Here is a 17,080-nt window from a genome sequence, read left to right on the forward strand (position 1 = left end):
AAGTCCCCCTTTAAAATTTTTATTAACAGATTTTTTATACATTAATTTAATATTATATGATAATATTAAACATAACGACCGTTCGGTTTAATTACATTATATTCCGTGAAACCCTTTTAGTCAATTAAAAAATCAGTGTTTTTTATATGTAAATGAAATTCTAAAATATCTTTAAATTAGTTAATTTATAAAAGCAATAATTTTTTTATGTTATTATATTTATAAATAGAATCCGGAGGTGATAAAAGTGTCAAAGCATGGAAAAGACCGTATAATTGAAGGTGCTAAAAAAATCATCAGTGAAAATGGTATAAACGGTGCAACAATAAGAGGCATAGCAAAGGAAGCAGGATTAAGTACGGGGGCTATATATCATTATTATAGTTCAAAAGAAGAAATACTTTATGATGTTATGAATGTAAGTCTTTCTGTTTCTACTAGAATATCAAATGAATTAAAGGAAGGGGTTATAAGTAGAGACCAATCAATTAAAGAAATAAGTGAGAATATATTAAAAAGATTTGAAAAGACTGATGAAAATAGAATTCAATTTTATCTAGCTCAAGAGGCTATACTAGGAGAAATTCAGTTAAGAGAAAAATTTAAAGGTAAATATAGCGAATGGATAGTTCACGTTGAGGAAATATTAGAAAAACTTTATGGCAAGAAAAAATGTAGACTAACACCTGCCATAGCATCAATATTAATTGGAGCTATTGATGGGTTAGTACTTCAGAATTTACTTGGAGTAAATGAAGCATCTACCGAAGAAATTGTAGAAGCATATGATTTAATGATTAGAGAAGGAATACCAAAACTTTTAGACATATTCACTAAACCTTCCCCTTAAATTTATTACTATATATAAGTGAAAATAAGTTCCAACAGAAAATAAAAAGTTTTTAAGCCCTTGAATTTCATAAATCCAAAGGCTTAAAAACTTTTTATTTAAATATTACTGAGTTACCTTCAAATCTTTCTATAATTGCTAATGATTCAACTCTCACGCCTTTATCCTCTAGCATCTTTCTTCCAGTTTGGAATCCTTTTTCTATAACTATTCCTATCCCAACTAAATTAGCTTCAGCTTGATTCAATATGTCTATAAGGCCTTTTGTAGCACATCCTAGAGCTAAGAAATCATCTATTACTAGTATGTTTTCTCCTTTTGATAAGAAGTCCGTTCCCACTCTAACACTATAAGTCTTCTTTTTTGTAAATGAATGTACTTGAGCTTCATAAACAGACTTATCTAGGTTTATACTTTCTGTTTTTTTAGCAAAAACTACAGGAACAAAATCAAAGTATTGTGATACTATTGCTGCAATTCCAATTCCTGAAGCTTCTATTGTAAGTATTTTATCTATCTTTTCATCTTTAAATCTTTCTTTAAACTCTTTTCCTATTTCATTAAAAAGCTTTATATCCATTTGGTGATTTAAGAAACAATCAACCTTAAGGATATTCCCTTCTCTTACTTTACCTTCTTTAAGTATCTTATCTTTTAGTAACTTCATATTAATCTTCCCCTCTTCATATTAGGACTTTCACAAAACAACTAATTAATATGTTAGTCTATTTTTGAAGTCATCTTATATTTATAATCTTAATTTTGAATACTAACACCCAAATATTATCTCTATAAATATATAATTATGAAGATTTACAGATAATATAATTAACTATAAACCTTAATTATATATTCGTAGTTAGGATGTTTTTGGCTTCCCAGTAGAAACGCTTGAACCATATTTCCAAGCATATACGAATAATTTGAAACTTATTTTTATTAATTATAACATCTTTTTCTTAGCATTTTCAATGAAATAGTAATGTATCTCCAAATAAATACAAGAATATTGACTTATTATTTATTTGGAGATTTCTAAATAATTTTATATACTAAACACTTTATTATTAGGCACTTGAAAGAAAATAATAGACTAGAAAATTGACCTATTATTTTTCAAAGATGCCTTAATGTTATTTTTCAGAAATTTTATATGAATATATGCATAAAAATAATAAAGGTACTGTAATCATTACGAGCACAGGAAGAACTGTCATCCTCTTGAATATTAACGCTAAAATACCCATTAATACTCCAGTTATAACCATTACTTTTCCACCTAATCTATGAGTTTTATACCACACTTCTTCACTTTCTAAAGTCCATTTTGTTCTTATACCAATAATATGATTTCTTTTCAACTTTGGCATATAATTTCCTACTATAATAAATATAATTCCCGAAGCTATAATAAGGATTTGAGAAACATTAAAACTTTCATCTCCTCCTACTACTTTAAAACTTGTACCTATGATTACATACGTAATGATATTAAATGTAATAGCTATACATAATACACCTATTCCTAAAGATTTATTATTCTCTTTAGATTTTCTTTCTACTAAAGTATAAATACCACATATTATCATTGTCATTATAGGTAATATTAAAATTTCATATTTACTTCCCCATCTATCAATCTCACCACTAAAGTTATAATGAGCCGGTGTAGTCTCTGGTAAATAATTAAGTGCTATTAATGTTATGACCAAAGGCATAAAAGTCAGAATCCATAATAAATTTTTCTTTAACTCAAATTTCATAATTAATCTTCCCCCTTAAAATTAAATTGAGATAACCACATCATTACTTCTTCAAATACAGAAACATTCAATTCATAGTACACATACTTCCATTTTTTCTCTTCTGTTATTAGATCTGCTTTCTTTAAAATCGAAAGATGGTGAGATACAGTTGCTTGAGTCATTTCAAATTTTCCTGCTATATCTCCAGCGGATTTTTTCCCGTCTTTAAGAATTATTAAAATTTCACGTCTTGTAGGATCAGACAAAGCCTTAAATGTATTTTGAAATATCATAACGTCCTCCTAGAACATCATTTAGATATCCATCTATATGATTTATATTATTCTTAATTCCTAAATTTGTCAACATAATTTAAATAAATTTTTATGTGATATTGTTAGTTCATAAATTATGTAATATCTATGCAAAATTAAAGACTGCTAACATTTAGGCATTGTAAAATAAATAATAGACCCAAAATCAAGAATATTGGTCTATTATTTATTTTATGATGCCTTAGTCAACAGTCTCTAACACTCTAATATTCAATAGTTACTACTTCTCCTTTTTTCAAACTTTCTTTTACATCAATTATTCTTTGATTTGTAGATCCTCTATACTTTAACCCATCTTGAGTTTTTGTTTCATCAAATTTACCATCTACTAAAACATCTAAATTCTCCAAAAGATCTTTCCACCCTAATCTTTTATTAATATTTTCTAATATATATTCAAATGTATATCCTGTATAGCTCCATACATTTAACCCGGACTTTCTAAAAGACTTTGCCATATATGCAAATTCTTCTGCTCTTTCTAAGGGATCACCACCACTAAAAGTAATTCCTTTAAGAATGGGATTCTCTAACACATCTTTAATAAGCTCGTCCATATCTCTATCTTCTCCACCAGAGAAATTATGAGTATCTTCATTAAAGCAACCCTTGCACCCATGTATGCAACCTTGTGAAAAGAAAACCCTTCTCATTCCAGGTCCATTAACCAAACTTTCATATGCTATTCCTGATAATCTTATTTTATTTCCCACTAATACTCATCCTCTCTTATATAAAAATTATGTATTTACTAATCATTATATCATCTAATTATTCTTTCTCATCATAATTAAATAAACATTAAATCTAATAATACTACTAAATTGATTTTTTCTATTTCTATTTTTAAAGATGAGGTGTATTCTTATAGAATCTAATAATATAATGATCTTTTATTTTGAAAATGCCTAAAAATATAAAGCATTGTACATTAGTCATCATAAAAGATATTAAATTAAAAATATTTATATAAAAATAAGTTTGTGAGGTTAATTATGATAAATTTAGAACTAAATAATATAAAATTAGAATTTGAAACTAGTGATAAAGTATTTTCACCATCTAATATCGATAAAGGTACTTTGGCAATGCTTTCACAAGTTGAATTTAATAAAAATGATAAAATCCTTGATTTAGGTTGTGGCTATGGAATAGTCGGAATATTTGCAAGCAAATTGATAGGTGCTGAGAATGTAATAATGTGTGATCTATCACCTGATGCTGTTGAATTATCAAAATCTAATGCTACAAATAACGGAATCATAGATTTACAAATAATACAAAGCGATGGATTAGATAATATTACAGACAATAACTTTTCACTTATATTATCTAATCCACCTTATCACGTGGATTTTTCTGTTCCTAAAAAATTTATAGAACAAAGTTATAAGAGATTAATTACTGGTGGAAAGATGTACATGGTAACTAAACGTAAAGATTGGTATAAAAACAAATTAATTTCTGTTTTTGGAGGCGTAGTAATAGTTGAAATTGATGGCTACTATGTATTTATGGCAGAAAAGCGCAATGAGAAAAAAGTTAAAATCGAAAAAACTAGTACTTTATCTAAAAAACTACAAAGAAAACAGGTCAAAACTCGAAAATAAGGATCTCTGATTAGAATAATATTTCCAGGTATAATTTAAATAAAGAAATATAATAACTTTTAAATATATAGGAAAGACATAGTGGTACAAAAACCATTATGTCTTTCCTATCAATTCTTAATAAAGTTATTTCACCAAAAGTATCGAATTCTCAAACCTATTTTAATTTTCACTAACACTATCCATAGTAATGGTTTCCCAGTCTTCCATCATCTTATATAATTGATTTTCTAACTCTTCTTTATTAATATAACGCTCATTTAACTCACTGTAATTATCTTTTAAAGAACTCATTTCTTCATCTATTTCTCTTATCTTTTCTTCTAAAATAGATATTTGTTCCTCCAACTTAGCTATTTTCTTATCTATCTTTTGACTCTCATCTACTTTTCTCACTACTTTAGTTTTTTCCTTTTTTTCCTTTTTCTCTTCTACAAATTGTACCTTAAGCTTATCTTTTTCTTCTTTATAATAATCATAATTACCCAAGTAATTTTTAAAGGTTTTATTATCAATTTCTATTATTCTACTACTCATTTTATTTATAAAATATCTATCATGTGATATAAAGAGTATAGTGCCTTTAAAATATTCTAATGACTCTTCTAGTGCTTCAATAGAATCTATATCAAGATGGTTAGTAGGCTCATCTAGTATTAATAAATTTATATCTTCATACAAAAGTTTACTTAATTTAAGCCTAACTCGTTCTCCACCTGATAACTTATTAACCTTTTTAAACACATCACTTCCAAAAAACATAAACTTTGATAAATACTCTCTTGCCTTACCTTCAAGTATCATAAAATCTTCTCTAAAGCAGTCAACTACAGTTAATTCTTCATCCTTAAAAGTTATATTTTGAGGTAAGTATGCAGATTTTACGCTATCTCCAATTCTAACATTGCCTCCATCTGTAGCTTCCTCCCCTAATAACATTTTTTAAAATGTGGTTTTTCCACTTCCATTTCCCCCTATTAGAGCTGCTCTATCTTTAAAATTAATTAATAAGTTTGACTCATTAAATAGCTGCTTTTCCTCATAGCTCTTACTTAAATTCTTTGCAATTATAACCTGATTCCCTGATCTTTCTACATCATTAAAATCTAGCTTAATATTTTGCTTGTCAAATTTGGGCTTTTTTATTTTTTGTATTTTATCTAGCTTTTTTTGTATACTTGCTGCCCTTTTAAAGAATTTGTTATTATCTGCTCTTTGTGCCCAATCTCTTAAATCCTTTATAGTCTTCTCCATGGCCGCTATTTGCTTTTGTTGTTCTTTAAATTGGTGAAATTGTATAAGCATATTATCTTCCTTTTGCTTTACAAATTCTGAGTAATTCCCTTTATAGGTTTCACATTCCATATCTTCTATTTCTATAATTTTACCTACTACATTATCTAAAAAATACCTATCATGAGATACTATAATAACCATGCCTTTATAACTCTTTAAATAATCCTCAAGCCACTCTGTAGCCTTCATATCCAAATGATTTGTAGGCTCATCTAAGAGTAATATTTCTGGACTTTCTAATAAAATTTTTCCAAGTATTACAGTGGTCTTTTCTCCTCCACTTAATATACTAAAATCTTTATCAAGGAAACTATCATCAAAATTAAGCCCCGTGCATACTTTACTTAATTTTTCTTCCTTCTCATAGCCTCCTTGAATCTCATAACTTCGTTGAATATCACTATACTTTTCAAGAGTTTTCTCCAACGCCACTCCTTGTAAGTGCTTCATTTCCTTTTCCATAAACTTTATTTTCTCTTCCATAATTTCAAGTTCACTAAATGCTAAGTTTAGAATATCATTTACCTTAATATTATTATCATACTTATGAACTTGCTCAAGATACCCAATAGACTTTCCTCTAGGTATAGAAATAAAGCCTTTATCATCCCTAGTCATCTTTTCTACCCCTGCTATTATTTTTAATATAGTACTTTTTCCACTTCCATTTACTCCAACTATCCCAACTCTTTCAGTATCATAAATACTAAAACATATATTTTCAAGAACTAGATTTGCATCTAGATACTTCTTTACATTGTTAAACGATAATTCCATCATAATAAATTCCTCTTTTCCTTATTTACTTATATTTTTTTTGCTAAACTCTATTATTTTCAAAACAAATTAGAAATCTATCTTAAATACTGCCTATTACTCTATACTTCATAAATAAAATATTAAAATATTTTTCAGTAAAATAAAAATACCGTAAGAAGATTTCTCTTCTTACGGTCTAAAACACAAAATCACTCTATTTAATCAAGATAATTAAAAAAATCATTAGAGACTTTTAATGAAATATTGTTAAAAATAGCGCCTACTTTAAGTTAAAACTAATATTAACTTAATTAAAACTAACATTTGTTTAAATTTTTAGACACTATATCACTCCTATATACGGCATTAAATCTCTTTATCTTATTAAATATAAATATTTTAGTAACGTAAGTTATCTTCTAAGTTGCTAATTCCATAAAAGAGCATAACAAATAAACCTTCCACATATATGTGAAAGTAATACTCCCATAGAACAGATTATTAATTTTTTAAAATTAATATTTAAATTAGCAATTAGTTGGTATCATAACTTACAGTCCTCCTTAAAATATATTCTTTGGTTATCATACCATATAAGGTAATATAAGTAAATATATTTATATACAATTACTACCAGCCCTTATACATTTGTTTATCATTGAATATCAAATTCATAATTAATTATTTAAATTTAGTATAAATATTAATATCTAATCTTTTTTCACTACTATTAATATAGCTCCTATTAATTGTTAAAGGTATCGTTCCATACTCTGATTGTAGAAGCCCTCCAACCATTATTGAAACTTCATCTCCATTATTAATTCTTGGATTATCACTAGATGGAAGCATTGTTTCTATAATAAGTTCATCTTCTTTATTTGTTATAGTCCCAACTAAAGCTCCGCCTTGGAGTACCATTCCAGTTGTTAACGGTGAATTAATATGAATAATTCCACTACTTTAAGCTAAGACCTTAAATTCTTCTTTATTTTTTTCTAAGGCTACTTTTTGTGCTTCTAGTTTTACTATTTCTAAATCATACTTCTTTCTTTCATTTGTAAAAGCTGATATTGTTTTATAATATTGTTCACTAGACTTATTCTTTTGAGTTTTTACATGTTCATTAATTTGCTTTTCTTCAGCTCCTTGATCCTTTAAAGCTTGTACATTTACTTCAAATTCTTTTCTTGCAACGTATGCCTCAGATAATTTATTATAAAATTCTACTTCTACAGCATCATTTTTATCGAAATTGTTAGTTCCATTAGTTGCATTTTTTTCAGCACCTTTTAATAATTCAATTCTATTATTAAAATTATTAATTTGAGCTATTACTTGTTGCAATTGAAGTTCTGCTTCTATACCATTGGTCGTGAATATAACATCTCCAGCTTTTATTTCTTTGCCTTCTTCTATAAAAACTTCTTTTATTTCTCCTGGTGCTTTTGCCATAACATATGATTTCTTTTCAGATGCTACTATCCCTTGCCCTTTTATTATAAATGTCTTTACATTTTTATTAGCCCATATTATAACTACTCCTATTAACACTGTTACTATTAAAACTAAATGGTTCATAAACTTTGGTGGTTTCTTATCATAGAGCACCTTACTATCTGTTATTTCATTTAAATTATAAACTTTCAAGTAGCTCCCCACCTTTCAAAGTTTCCATAAATACATGTGCTACAAATTTATTCCCATCTTGTTTTACAAATACCGTATAAGAATCCCCTTTAAGCTTTATATCATTTTCAAAGGCATATACACCTAATTTTTGATATGCAAATTGAAGGTTTTCTTCCCCTTTGGAGTTTTCATCGAAATATGTTTTCTAGCAACAAAACTATATAACAAAGAAAAAGCTACGTTGAAAAACAAAATTTCATCGTAGCTTTCTCTAATTTAATTTCCACATATTGTTCCTCAGGGGAACTAGCACCTAAAGGTACTTGCTATGGCACTTATTTAATGTCTTCCAACATTCCTGGTAGTTGCTCATTTGCAAATATAAATCACTCGCTCTTTATCTATTTTCTTTGCTTGTACCTGGAATATTTTAAAACCCCCAGGGGTTTTTACGCGACCTTAGGGACGTTTGCTAATACACATCATATTTCTGTATGATTGCACTTATAAGCACTACACTCATGATACCTGTAAAAGTTCCTATATTACTATTAACAAATCGACTTACAACTATAGCTATCATTAATCCTATCATACATACTAAAAAATATATACATAATATTTTAAACAATTTTAACAACAATTTCACCTACCACTTCTACATATGCAAAGTAATTTGATTATCATATCCAGAAATCTTACTCAAAAGCGCATAATCTAGCCCCATTGATAATACATCAAAATAATACCAATCTTGCTTAAGCAACCCATTTGAAGCAACTGCTGCTATTAAACCTGATAGTGCAGGCACCGCAAGTAACGTTAATCCCCCCGTTATCCCAGCACTGCCTAGAGCTAGCGAGACTGCGGCACTTGCACCAATTCCAACTGCGGCATTTATTACAGTTCTAGATACTCTATATGTTATATAGCCTGAAAATCCATAATGAGGCCCGCCCCCATCAACATATTCCATTTCCTCGCTATCAACCTCTACATAGCTCGCTGGCAATTCTAACCCATAATTTCTTTTTAATACAAATGTACTCATCTTAAATTTCCCCTTTTATATTATATATTTTAAAGGATTTTCAATCAATTGTAAATATATTACAAACACCTTTTAAAATATTGCGCGCTATGTTTATAAACATCTACATTTAATTAAATTTCCTCTAATGGCTAATTAAATTTAACTCCAATTTGTTCTAATATATACTTCATATAGGTAATCTTTTCATATTTAACCCTTGTTTCTGTTACCATACCTATTGTTAGGTTAACTTTTTCACCTTTTGGATCTTCAAGATATGTTCTATCAGGCTTAATTTTTGCCTTGAAATACACATTTCCTTTTTCATTATCTACTGTTGCATCTTCATCTATGTTAATTACCTTTCCAGGTATGGTTCCATACTCTGATTGTAAAAGTCCCCCAACCATAATGGAAACCTCATCTCCATTATGGATTCTTGGTCTATCACTAGATGGTAGCATTGTTTCTATAATAAGTTCATCTTCTTTATTTGTTATAGTCCCAACTAAAGCTCCGCCTTGGAGTACCATTCCAGTTGTTAACGGTGAATTAATATGAATAATTCCACTACTTTGAGCTAACACCTTAAATTCTTCTTTGTTTTTTTCTAAGGCTACTTTTTGTGCTTCTAGTTTTACTACTTCTAAGTCATATTGCTTTCTTTCATTTGTAAAAGCTGATATTGTTTTATAATATTGTTCATTAGCTTTGTTTTTTTGAGTTTTTATATGCTCATTAATTTGCTTTTCTTCAGCTCCTTGATCTTTTAAAGCTTGTATATTTACATCAAATTCTTTTCTTGCAACGTATGCCTCAGATAATTTATTATAAAATTCCACCTCTACAGCATCATTTTTATCAAACTTGTTAGTTCCATTAGTTGCATTTTTTTCAGCAGCTTTTAACCATTCAATTCTATTATTAAAATTATTAATTTGAGCTATTACTTGTTGCAATTGAAGTTCTGCTTCTATACCATTTGTTGTGAATAGAACATCTCCAGCTTTTACTTCTTTGCCTTCTTCTATAAAAACTTCTTTTATTTCTCCTGGTGCTTTTGCCATAACATATGATTTCTTTTCAGAGGCCACTATTCCCTGGCCCTTTATTATAAAAGTTTTCACATTTTTATTAGCCCATATTATGGCTACTCCTATTAACACTGTTACTATTAAAACTAAATAATTCATAAACTTTGGTGGTCTTTTATCATAAAGCACTTTACTATCTGTTATTTCATTTAAATTATAAACTTTCAAGTAGCTCCCCACCTTTCAAAGTTTCCATAAATACATCCGCTACAAATTCATTTTCTTCCTGCTTTACAAATACAGTATAAGAATCTCCTTTAAGCTTTATATTATTTTCAAAGGCATATACTCCTAATTTTTGATATGCAAATTGAAGGTTTTCTTCTTTTTCATTAAATCTTGCAAATAAACAATTACTAATTCTAATTTGTGATTTAATGTCATAAGGTAAATCAACTTTATTTATAAAAGTTTTAAGCTGAATCATTAATTTTATAATTATGTTAGGTTGTCCACTTTCATCTATTTCTACAGTTGAATAATTTATCATTGGTCCAAGAGTAGAAGTTCCTTTTGACTTTATATAGCTATCCATCATATAAGCTATTTTATCAATATCTATAAGTTCATTTTGACTAATTTCTCTTACTAACACATTATTTAATTTCAAAACCTTATTTTCTCTTATTACTATTTTCTCAACTGTACTCATACTCTTCCCCCTCAAATAAAACTACTTCATTCTCATCAATATTTTTTATTACTAAAACTTCTTTTGAATCATCTTCATTTTCAGATTTTGAATTATCTATTTCACCAACTTGACTTACATATAATTTATAGTAATACCCCTTCTTACTTAAAAGTGTTTCATGATTTCCTTCTTCAACAACTTTTCCTTTATCTAAAACGTAGATAATATCACAATTTCTAATGGTAGATAATCTATGAGCAATTATAAGCATAGTAATATCTTTACCTTTTACAAATAAGGTGTTGTATATTTTAGCTTCACTTATAAAATCTAAATTGCTTGTTGCTTCGTCTAAAATCAAGAACTTTGGCTTTTTAATAAAGGCTCTCGCAAGTGCAAGTCTTTGTCTTTCTCCACCAGAAAGCCCTCCCCCAGCTTCTTCTAAATAAGTATCGTATTTACCTGGTAACTTTTCTATAAACTCTTTGCAACCTGCATTTTCACAAGCTACTTTTACTTCTTCATAACTTGCATTTCCACAACCTAAAGTTATATTTTCTCTTATACTTCCTGAGAAAAGCTCTATGTTTTGTGGTACATAAGATAAGCTCCTTCTTAAGCTATATAAGTCTAATTCTTCAATATTATAGTCATTTATATTTATTTCTCCTTCTTCAGGAGTGTAGTATTTTAGAAGAAGTTTTGAGATAGTAGTTTTTCCACTACCAGATTGTCCAACTAATGCTACTTTTTTACCCTTAGGTATATTTATAGATATATCATTTAACACAGGCTTTCTGCTTCCATATCTAAATGTTACATTCTTTAAACTAACATCTCCATGAACAGAATCAATTGCTATTTTGTCTATTTCTTCATCTTGTTCCTTTTCTATTTCATAAATTTCAGATATTCTTTTTAAAGAAATACCAGCTTCTTGAATACTCAATTGTAGGCTTATTAACCTTCCTATTGGATCCATAAAATATCCTGAAAGAGTTGTAAATGCCATTAAACTACCTAATGTAATATCTCCATTCATTATCATTCTTGCACCTATATACATAAGTACTAAATTACCTATAGTTGATACTCCACCAGATATAGACCCTTGTATATTTGATAAAACTCCCTCTTTAAAGGCAATTCTTAAAGTTCTTATATAATCACCTTCAAGTTTTTCTATGGTTTTTTCTTCTGCAGCATGTATTTTTATAGTTTCTATCCCTTTTAAACTTTCTATAATTTGGCTATTTAATTTTGCCCCAGCTTCCATTTGCTCTATGTTTATCTTTTTATATGGATGCTTAAATATATAGATTAATGCTGCACTTACTAATGTTAAAATCAAAACTATTATAAATAATGTGCTGTTCATAACATATAAAATTCCTGCTGAAACTACTGCAAGTACTATATCCATAACTAAAGATAATGAAACAGAAGTTAAAATATTTTTTATAGTAAATGCATCACTAAATCTTGTTAGTATATCTCCTACCTTTCTGCTTGCAAAAAAACTCATAGGTAGTTTGTATACATGTTTGAAATATCCAAGCAATAAAGGAATATCTATTTTTTGTGAAAGATATAGTAACATATGTTGCCTTATGGCACCTAATGATATTTGCGTAAACCCCAAAAGTAAAAAACCTATAATAAATGCATTTAATTGATTTTTAAGCTGATATGGTAATATTTCATCCATTAAAATTTTATTGAAAAAGGCTGATGCTATTCCAAGCATAGTCAATAATGCTGAAGCTAAAATTGAATATATAAACAGCTTTTTCTGTGGTGTTAACAAGCTTATAAACTTAGGTAACATTCCAGTTCCCTTTATTTTCCCTGGATTAAATTCATTATTAGGTACAAGTACCACAATTACTCCATCAAAGGTTTCAAAAAATTTATCTATACTAACCTTTTCTTTATCCTTTGCTGGGTCTAATACTGTGACTACTCCGCCTTTTATTTTATGTATTATTACAAAATGACTTAAACCTTCTTTAGTAATTACATGTGCTATAGCTGGCAAGGTAAATTTTGTTTGAAAACCTTCCTTATCAATTCTTATAGCTCTTGTATCAAAACCTAATTTCTTCCCTCCATCTTCTAGCCCTAGAAGTGTTGTTCCTTTTATGTCAGTTCCCAATATATCCCTAAGCTTTGTAATAGTAATTTCTTTTTTGTAGTACATACACACTGTAGCTAAACAAGCTGCTGCACAATCTGTAATATCATGTTGTTTTACTAAATAGCTTTTATTCCACATTTTATCCCCCTAAAATTTTCAATACTTCATACTAATCTTTAATTGCATTGTAATACATTTTTCTCTTTTTATGTTTAAATTGTATCCAAACGCCTATTTTCGATATCAAATTTCCTAACATATCTCTATTCCCTTCTTTTCAACATCAAAATTTGTTGTTTTAAAATAAAAAACCACTACAAAATATCTTAAATATTTTGTAGTGGTTTCTTTTTAATAGCTACTATAATTTCTCTAAGATTTTCTAACTTCTATTATCTACCTCTTTACGCGCTAATAAACTTAGCACATTATTTTTATATGTATATCCAAGCTTTGCTTCTTCACTGTAATCATGAAAATTTATACTCCACAGCTTCTCATAATCTTTTATAATAGCATTTATATGATTTATATTTATCACATAAGATTTATGAGATTGCACTAAATCTCTAGAATCCATTTCAGTAACTAAACTACTTAATGACTTTCCCTTTATTTTGTATATATTCTTTTTAGTATGTACTTTGCACCTATTTAAACAATATTCTATAAAAATAATATCTCTATGATACAGTTTAATCATTATATCCTTATCCAAGTTTAAAAAAGTATAATTATCGTCTATATCATCATTTTTAATTTCTCTATTGTGGTTTAAAAACACATTTATTATTCTACTTATTTCATCTTCATTATAAGGCTTTACTAGATAATCATAACAATGTATATCCTTGAAAGCATTAAGTAAATGCATAATTTCTGATGTAATAAATACTACCCCTGTTAATTCATATCTATTATATTCTCTTATTTTTTTTGCAAGATCTATTCCTGATTCACCCTCTAGGTTTATGTCTAATATAAATAGATTAATATTTTTTTCTTCTAAAATCTTTATTGCAGTAGTAGCATTTTCTGCTGAATAAATATTAACATCCTCAAATCTTGCCTTTATTATTTGTACTAATGCCCTTCTTTGCACGTCAATATCTTCTACAATTAATATATTCATAGATTCACCCCATCTTACCCCTTTAATATTTAAATCACCTTCAAAAATAGATACTCACAATACTCTAGTCTATTTTATAATGTTTTTAAACTTGCTTTTATATAATTATATTAACAACTACCCACTCATCTTCTAATACTATGTTTACTTCTCCGTAATATTTTCTAACTATTTTCTTTACATTGTATAACCCATATCCTCTGTTTTTACCCTTTTTAGAAAATCCTCTTTTTAAGAAGCTACCTATCTCTGATATATCTATATTGTCTACAGTATTTTTTATTATTATATGTTTTCTTTCATTAATATCTATTTCAAGTTGAACTTTTTTTTGTATTGATTTTTCTGCTGCTTCAATTGCATTATTTAATACATTGCTTAGTATTACTGTTAAATCGGAACTTTCAATATTCAATTTTTTAATATCACCCTTTATATTAAAAATGAATTCTATGCCTTTCTCTTCACATTCTAATATTTTACTATATATTATTGCTTTTATTATCATATTATCTATTGATAATACTTTATTAAAATCGACTTCCTGGCTTATAATTTCCATATATTTGTTAACTTCTTTTTTAGCTTCTATTATATCTGTACTTAAATATATAATAGAAGTAATTGTATTAAGATGATTTTTATACTCATGCTGATTACCCTTTATATGTTCAATCAACTCATTTACCACTTTATTATATCTATAAGAGGTTTCTATTTTTTCTTTTTCTATTTTTATTTTAGAAAAGGATTTATAGTAATACATATTTGAAAATACTATTAAGAATATCAGCATAAAAATTTCTATTAATATTATTTCATAATCTATATTAATAACATTAATAAGATTTATTATTATTAAAAAAAACAAGATATTAATAATTACATTTCCACATATAGAATATTCAGTAACTAATTCATCTACATTAATTTTTTCCTTTTTCAATATGATTTTCATCACTACAATACTAACCACGCAAGCAATAGCGAACCTAATAATATCTATTCTATTATCCATATTATATTGATTATTAGCAAAAAATAATCCCTTAACTATAAAAATAATTGTTTTACATATCATTAACCTTTCTAAACTTATATTTAATTTCTTTTTAAGCACATAACTAAGTACTCCTACCTCAATCAATGTTATTAAAATAAAACTTTGCCAATGTGAACCAATAAATCTATTAATAACAAGAGCTACCACTAATATTAAAGATATAATTTTAAATATATCTTTAATATTTACTTTAAATAGTTCTTTATAAAGTATCATAATAAATATAATTGTTAATGAATTTACTATATCTCTCATATCCTTAGTTTATCCCCCATCGCCCTTTTCTCTACTTCATTAATAGTTCTTTTATTAATAATCGCCCCTTACCAATACCTTGTTTTAACAATTGCACTATTTGCACTATTTTAGCACATTATACACAATAGTGGAAATTTTTAATATATATTGCCTATTAATTCATCAAAAATCTACTACTTTTTATTCTTTTACTTTTATTTTATCATTATACTTTTCTATAACGCCCTTTGTTCTATTGTAAGATTCCACAACTCTTTTCTTTCCTTCCTCGGTAAGATATCCTGCGTCATTTATAGTTGCAGGTACAACTTCATAGAATAGCTTGTCCTTCTTCTCGTACCAGTTAACCCATGTTGGTATATAAGTTGGTGTTTCTACTACAATTTCATTACTTTCCAAATTTTTAGTTATGTTAACTGACACTATTACCCCATCTTCTGTATATGGATTTTGTATTCTTTCAGTTCTTTGACTTGATAAAAAGTTTCCCATTGAATAAATTACAGGAGTTTCACTTTTTCCATCTGAAGACTTTAATATATCTATTGGTTGAAGCGAATGAGGATGTGTCCCAAATATTATATCTACTTTTTCATCAGCTAAAAATTGTGCTATTTTCACTTGCATAGCATTTGGCTCTAACTCATATTCATCTCCCCAATGCATATAAAATACAATAACCTCTGCTCCATCAGCTTTCATATTTGCTATTTGCTCTTTCATGTTTTCTAAATCCCAATTTAAATTATCAGGATGAAAACTATTCATTAACGGTAATATTTCCTGGGGTATAACAATTCCATTTAAGCCTCTTTTATTATCTTCCCCTGTCATTGTGTATCCATAAGATGTTATTCCCATCTTAATTCCTTTTACATCTTTTATTACATACCTTTTATCTTTATCCGTTGCTCTTGTTCCTATTACATCAAAACCTTTATCTACTAGTGTTTGTCTTGTTCTTTTATATCCTTTAACATCTCTATCTAAAGCATGGTTATTCATATTAGCAACAACATCAATACCCGCGATTTTCATTGCATCAGCTAAAGAATCTGGTGAATTAAAAGAGGGATATCCTGAGTATCCATAATTTTCTTTTCCTGCTAAAGTTGTTTCTAAATTTGATATTGTTAAATCTGCATTTTCTAAGTAGCTTTTTATATATTGAAAATTATTGTTAAAATCATAGCTATCTTTTGTAGCGTCATATTGAGTATCTAAAATCTCTTTATGAATCAACACATCACCGGTGGCAACTATTTCTATAGTTTTTGTTTTTTCCAGTTCAGGTTCCTCAATGTTTTTTATAACAGCTTTATCCTCTTGTTGGTTTTTATCTTCCTTAGGCTTATTTCCAAGTACCTTATCAACATTACCTACACTAAGTCCTAATAGTACAACTAACATAAGTCCCATTATTGCTGATAGAAGTTTTTTATTTTTCATTTCAACACCCTTCTTTCAATTTATTTAATTTATCTTAATTATATCAAATATAT

General features: G+C 27.7%; 17 protein-coding genes and 1 riboswitch. Of the genes, 2 read left to right on the forward strand and 15 right to left on the reverse strand.

What is annotated here, in order from left to right:
- Positions 1-247 precede the first annotated feature (247 nt).
- A complete protein-coding gene (locus J1C67_RS05355) occupies positions 248-850 on the forward strand; it encodes a TetR/AcrR family transcriptional regulator (RefSeq protein WP_167867046.1) in 603 nt (200 codons plus the stop codon).
- Between the two features lie 94 nt (positions 851-944).
- Here the strand turns inward: J1C67_RS05355 and J1C67_RS05360 are convergent, their stop codons facing one another.
- The 4 genes from J1C67_RS05360 to nrdG form a co-directional block, all read right to left on the reverse strand.
- A complete protein-coding gene (locus J1C67_RS05360; RefSeq protein ID WP_089969955.1) occupies positions 945-1,517 on the reverse strand; it encodes a xanthine phosphoribosyltransferase in 573 nt (190 codons plus the stop codon).
- Positions 1,518-1,686: 169 nt separating this feature from the next.
- Positions 1,687-1,788: riboswitch (purine riboswitch) on the reverse strand.
- A 195-nt stretch (positions 1,789-1,983) separates the two neighbouring features.
- On the reverse strand, positions 1,984-2,613 hold the full coding sequence (locus J1C67_RS05365) for an SdpI family protein (protein WP_167867045.1): 630 nt from the start codon (positions 2,611-2,613) through the stop codon (positions 1,984-1,986).
- A 2-nt stretch (positions 2,614-2,615) separates the two neighbouring features.
- Positions 2,616-2,888 carry an autorepressor SdpR family transcription factor gene (locus tag J1C67_RS05370; RefSeq protein ID WP_167867044.1) on the reverse strand — a complete coding sequence of 91 codons (273 nt, stop codon included), beginning with the start codon at positions 2,886-2,888 and terminating at the stop codon, positions 2,616-2,618.
- 245 nt (positions 2,889-3,133) lie between these two features.
- Positions 3,134-3,643, reverse strand: a complete 510-nt coding sequence (gene nrdG, locus J1C67_RS05375; protein ID WP_167867043.1) for an anaerobic ribonucleoside-triphosphate reductase activating protein — start codon at positions 3,641-3,643, stop codon at positions 3,134-3,136.
- 282 nt (positions 3,644-3,925) lie between these two features.
- On the opposite strand from nrdG, the gene J1C67_RS05380 reads away from it, so the two are divergent.
- Positions 3,926-4,540, forward strand: a complete 615-nt coding sequence (locus J1C67_RS05380) for a class I SAM-dependent methyltransferase (protein ID WP_167867042.1) — start codon at positions 3,926-3,928, stop codon at positions 4,538-4,540.
- A gap of 162 nt (positions 4,541-4,702) precedes the next feature.
- Here J1C67_RS05380 and J1C67_RS19960 read toward each other — a convergent pair whose 3' ends face one another.
- From J1C67_RS19960 to J1C67_RS05430, 11 genes are all read right to left on the reverse strand, one after another.
- On the reverse strand, positions 4,703-5,479 hold the full coding sequence (locus J1C67_RS19960) for an ABC transporter C-terminal domain-containing protein (RefSeq protein WP_479927570.1): 777 nt from the start codon (positions 5,477-5,479) through the stop codon (positions 4,703-4,705).
- A gap of 3 nt (positions 5,480-5,482) precedes the next feature.
- The gene (locus J1C67_RS19965; RefSeq protein WP_479927569.1) at positions 5,483-6,616 is read right to left on the reverse strand and encodes an ABC-F family ATP-binding cassette domain-containing protein; all 1,134 of its coding nucleotides are present in this window, start codon (positions 6,614-6,616) and stop codon (positions 5,483-5,485) included.
- A gap of 660 nt (positions 6,617-7,276) precedes the next feature.
- Positions 7,277-7,516: an HlyD family efflux transporter periplasmic adaptor subunit gene (locus tag J1C67_RS05390; RefSeq protein WP_167867041.1), complete on the reverse strand. Its 240-nt coding sequence runs from the start codon at positions 7,514-7,516 to the stop codon at positions 7,277-7,279.
- A gap of 42 nt (positions 7,517-7,558) precedes the next feature.
- Positions 7,559-8,245, reverse strand: a complete 687-nt coding sequence (locus J1C67_RS05395; protein ID WP_167867040.1) for an HlyD family secretion protein — start codon at positions 8,243-8,245, stop codon at positions 7,559-7,561.
- A gap of 640 nt (positions 8,246-8,885) precedes the next feature.
- On the reverse strand, positions 8,886-9,278 hold the full coding sequence (locus tag J1C67_RS05400) for a hypothetical protein (protein ID WP_167866960.1): 393 nt from the start codon (positions 9,276-9,278) through the stop codon (positions 8,886-8,888).
- A 131-nt stretch (positions 9,279-9,409) separates the two neighbouring features.
- Complete coding sequence (locus tag J1C67_RS05405; protein WP_167867039.1) at positions 9,410-10,522, reverse strand: HlyD family secretion protein; 1,113 nt, start codon at positions 10,520-10,522, stop codon at positions 9,410-9,412.
- Complete coding sequence (locus J1C67_RS05410) at positions 10,509-11,006, reverse strand: hypothetical protein (RefSeq protein ID WP_167867038.1); 498 nt, start codon at positions 11,004-11,006, stop codon at positions 10,509-10,511. The genes J1C67_RS05405 and J1C67_RS05410 overlap by 14 nt, the downstream gene beginning before the upstream one ends.
- Positions 10,993-13,263, reverse strand: a complete 2,271-nt coding sequence (locus J1C67_RS05415; protein WP_167867037.1) for a peptidase domain-containing ABC transporter — start codon at positions 13,261-13,263, stop codon at positions 10,993-10,995. Before J1C67_RS05415 ends, J1C67_RS05410 begins: the two co-directional genes overlap by 14 nt.
- A 244-nt stretch (positions 13,264-13,507) precedes the next feature.
- The gene (locus tag J1C67_RS05420; protein ID WP_167867036.1) at positions 13,508-14,257 is read right to left on the reverse strand and encodes a LytR/AlgR family response regulator transcription factor; all 750 of its coding nucleotides are present in this window, start codon (positions 14,255-14,257) and stop codon (positions 13,508-13,510) included.
- Positions 14,258-14,354: 97 nt separating this feature from the next.
- On the reverse strand, positions 14,355-15,575 hold the full coding sequence (locus J1C67_RS05425; RefSeq protein ID WP_167867035.1) for a sensor histidine kinase: 1,221 nt from the start codon (positions 15,573-15,575) through the stop codon (positions 14,355-14,357).
- 183 nt (positions 15,576-15,758) lie between these two features.
- Positions 15,759-17,027 (reverse strand): CapA family protein, encoded by a 1,269-nt coding sequence (locus J1C67_RS05430; protein ID WP_167867034.1) that lies wholly within the window; start codon positions 17,025-17,027, stop codon positions 15,759-15,761.
- Positions 17,028-17,080 lie beyond the last annotated feature (53 nt).

The sequence above is a fragment of the Clostridium gasigenes genome (assembly GCF_017348895.1).
Lineage (GTDB): Bacteria > Bacillota > Clostridia > Clostridiales > Clostridiaceae > Clostridium > Clostridium gasigenes.

Bases quoted from the DNA above. Each gene is read 5' to 3' on its own strand.
- J1C67_RS05360 (WP_089969955.1), bottom strand. From the start codon at position 1,517: ATGAAGTTACTAAAAGATAAGATACTTAAAGAAGGTAAAGTAAGAGAA.
- J1C67_RS05365 (WP_167867045.1), bottom strand. From the start codon at position 2,613: ATGAAATTTGAGTTAAAGAAAAATTTATTATGGATTCTGACTTTTATG.
- J1C67_RS05370 (WP_167867044.1), bottom strand. From the start codon at position 2,888: ATGATATTTCAAAATACATTTAAGGCTTTGTCTGATCCTACAAGACGT.
- J1C67_RS05380 (WP_167867042.1), top strand. From the start codon at position 3,926: ATGATAAATTTAGAACTAAATAATATAAAATTAGAATTTGAAACTAGT.
- J1C67_RS19960 (WP_479927570.1), bottom strand. From the start codon at position 5,479: ATGTTATTAGGGGAGGAAGCTACAGATGGAGGCAATGTTAGAATTGGA.
- J1C67_RS19965 (WP_479927569.1), bottom strand. From the start codon at position 6,616: ATGATGGAATTATCGTTTAACAATGTAAAGAAGTATCTAGATGCAAAT.
- J1C67_RS05390 (WP_167867041.1), bottom strand. From the start codon at position 7,516: ATGGTACTCCAAGGCGGAGCTTTAGTTGGGACTATAACAAATAAAGAA.
- J1C67_RS05400 (WP_167866960.1), bottom strand. From the start codon at position 9,278: ATGAGTACATTTGTATTAAAAAGAAATTATGGGTTAGAATTGCCAGCG.
- J1C67_RS05410 (WP_167867038.1), bottom strand. From the start codon at position 11,006: ATGAGTACAGTTGAGAAAATAGTAATAAGAGAAAATAAGGTTTTGAAA.
- J1C67_RS05415 (WP_167867037.1), bottom strand. From the start codon at position 13,263: ATGTGGAATAAAAGCTATTTAGTAAAACAACATGATATTACAGATTGT.
- J1C67_RS05420 (WP_167867036.1), bottom strand. From the start codon at position 14,257: ATGAATATATTAATTGTAGAAGATATTGACGTGCAAAGAAGGGCATTA.
- J1C67_RS05425 (WP_167867035.1), bottom strand. From the start codon at position 15,575: ATGAGAGATATAGTAAATTCATTAACAATTATATTTATTATGATACTT.
- J1C67_RS05430 (WP_167867034.1), bottom strand. From the start codon at position 17,027: ATGAAAAATAAAAAACTTCTATCAGCAATAATGGGACTTATGTTAGTT.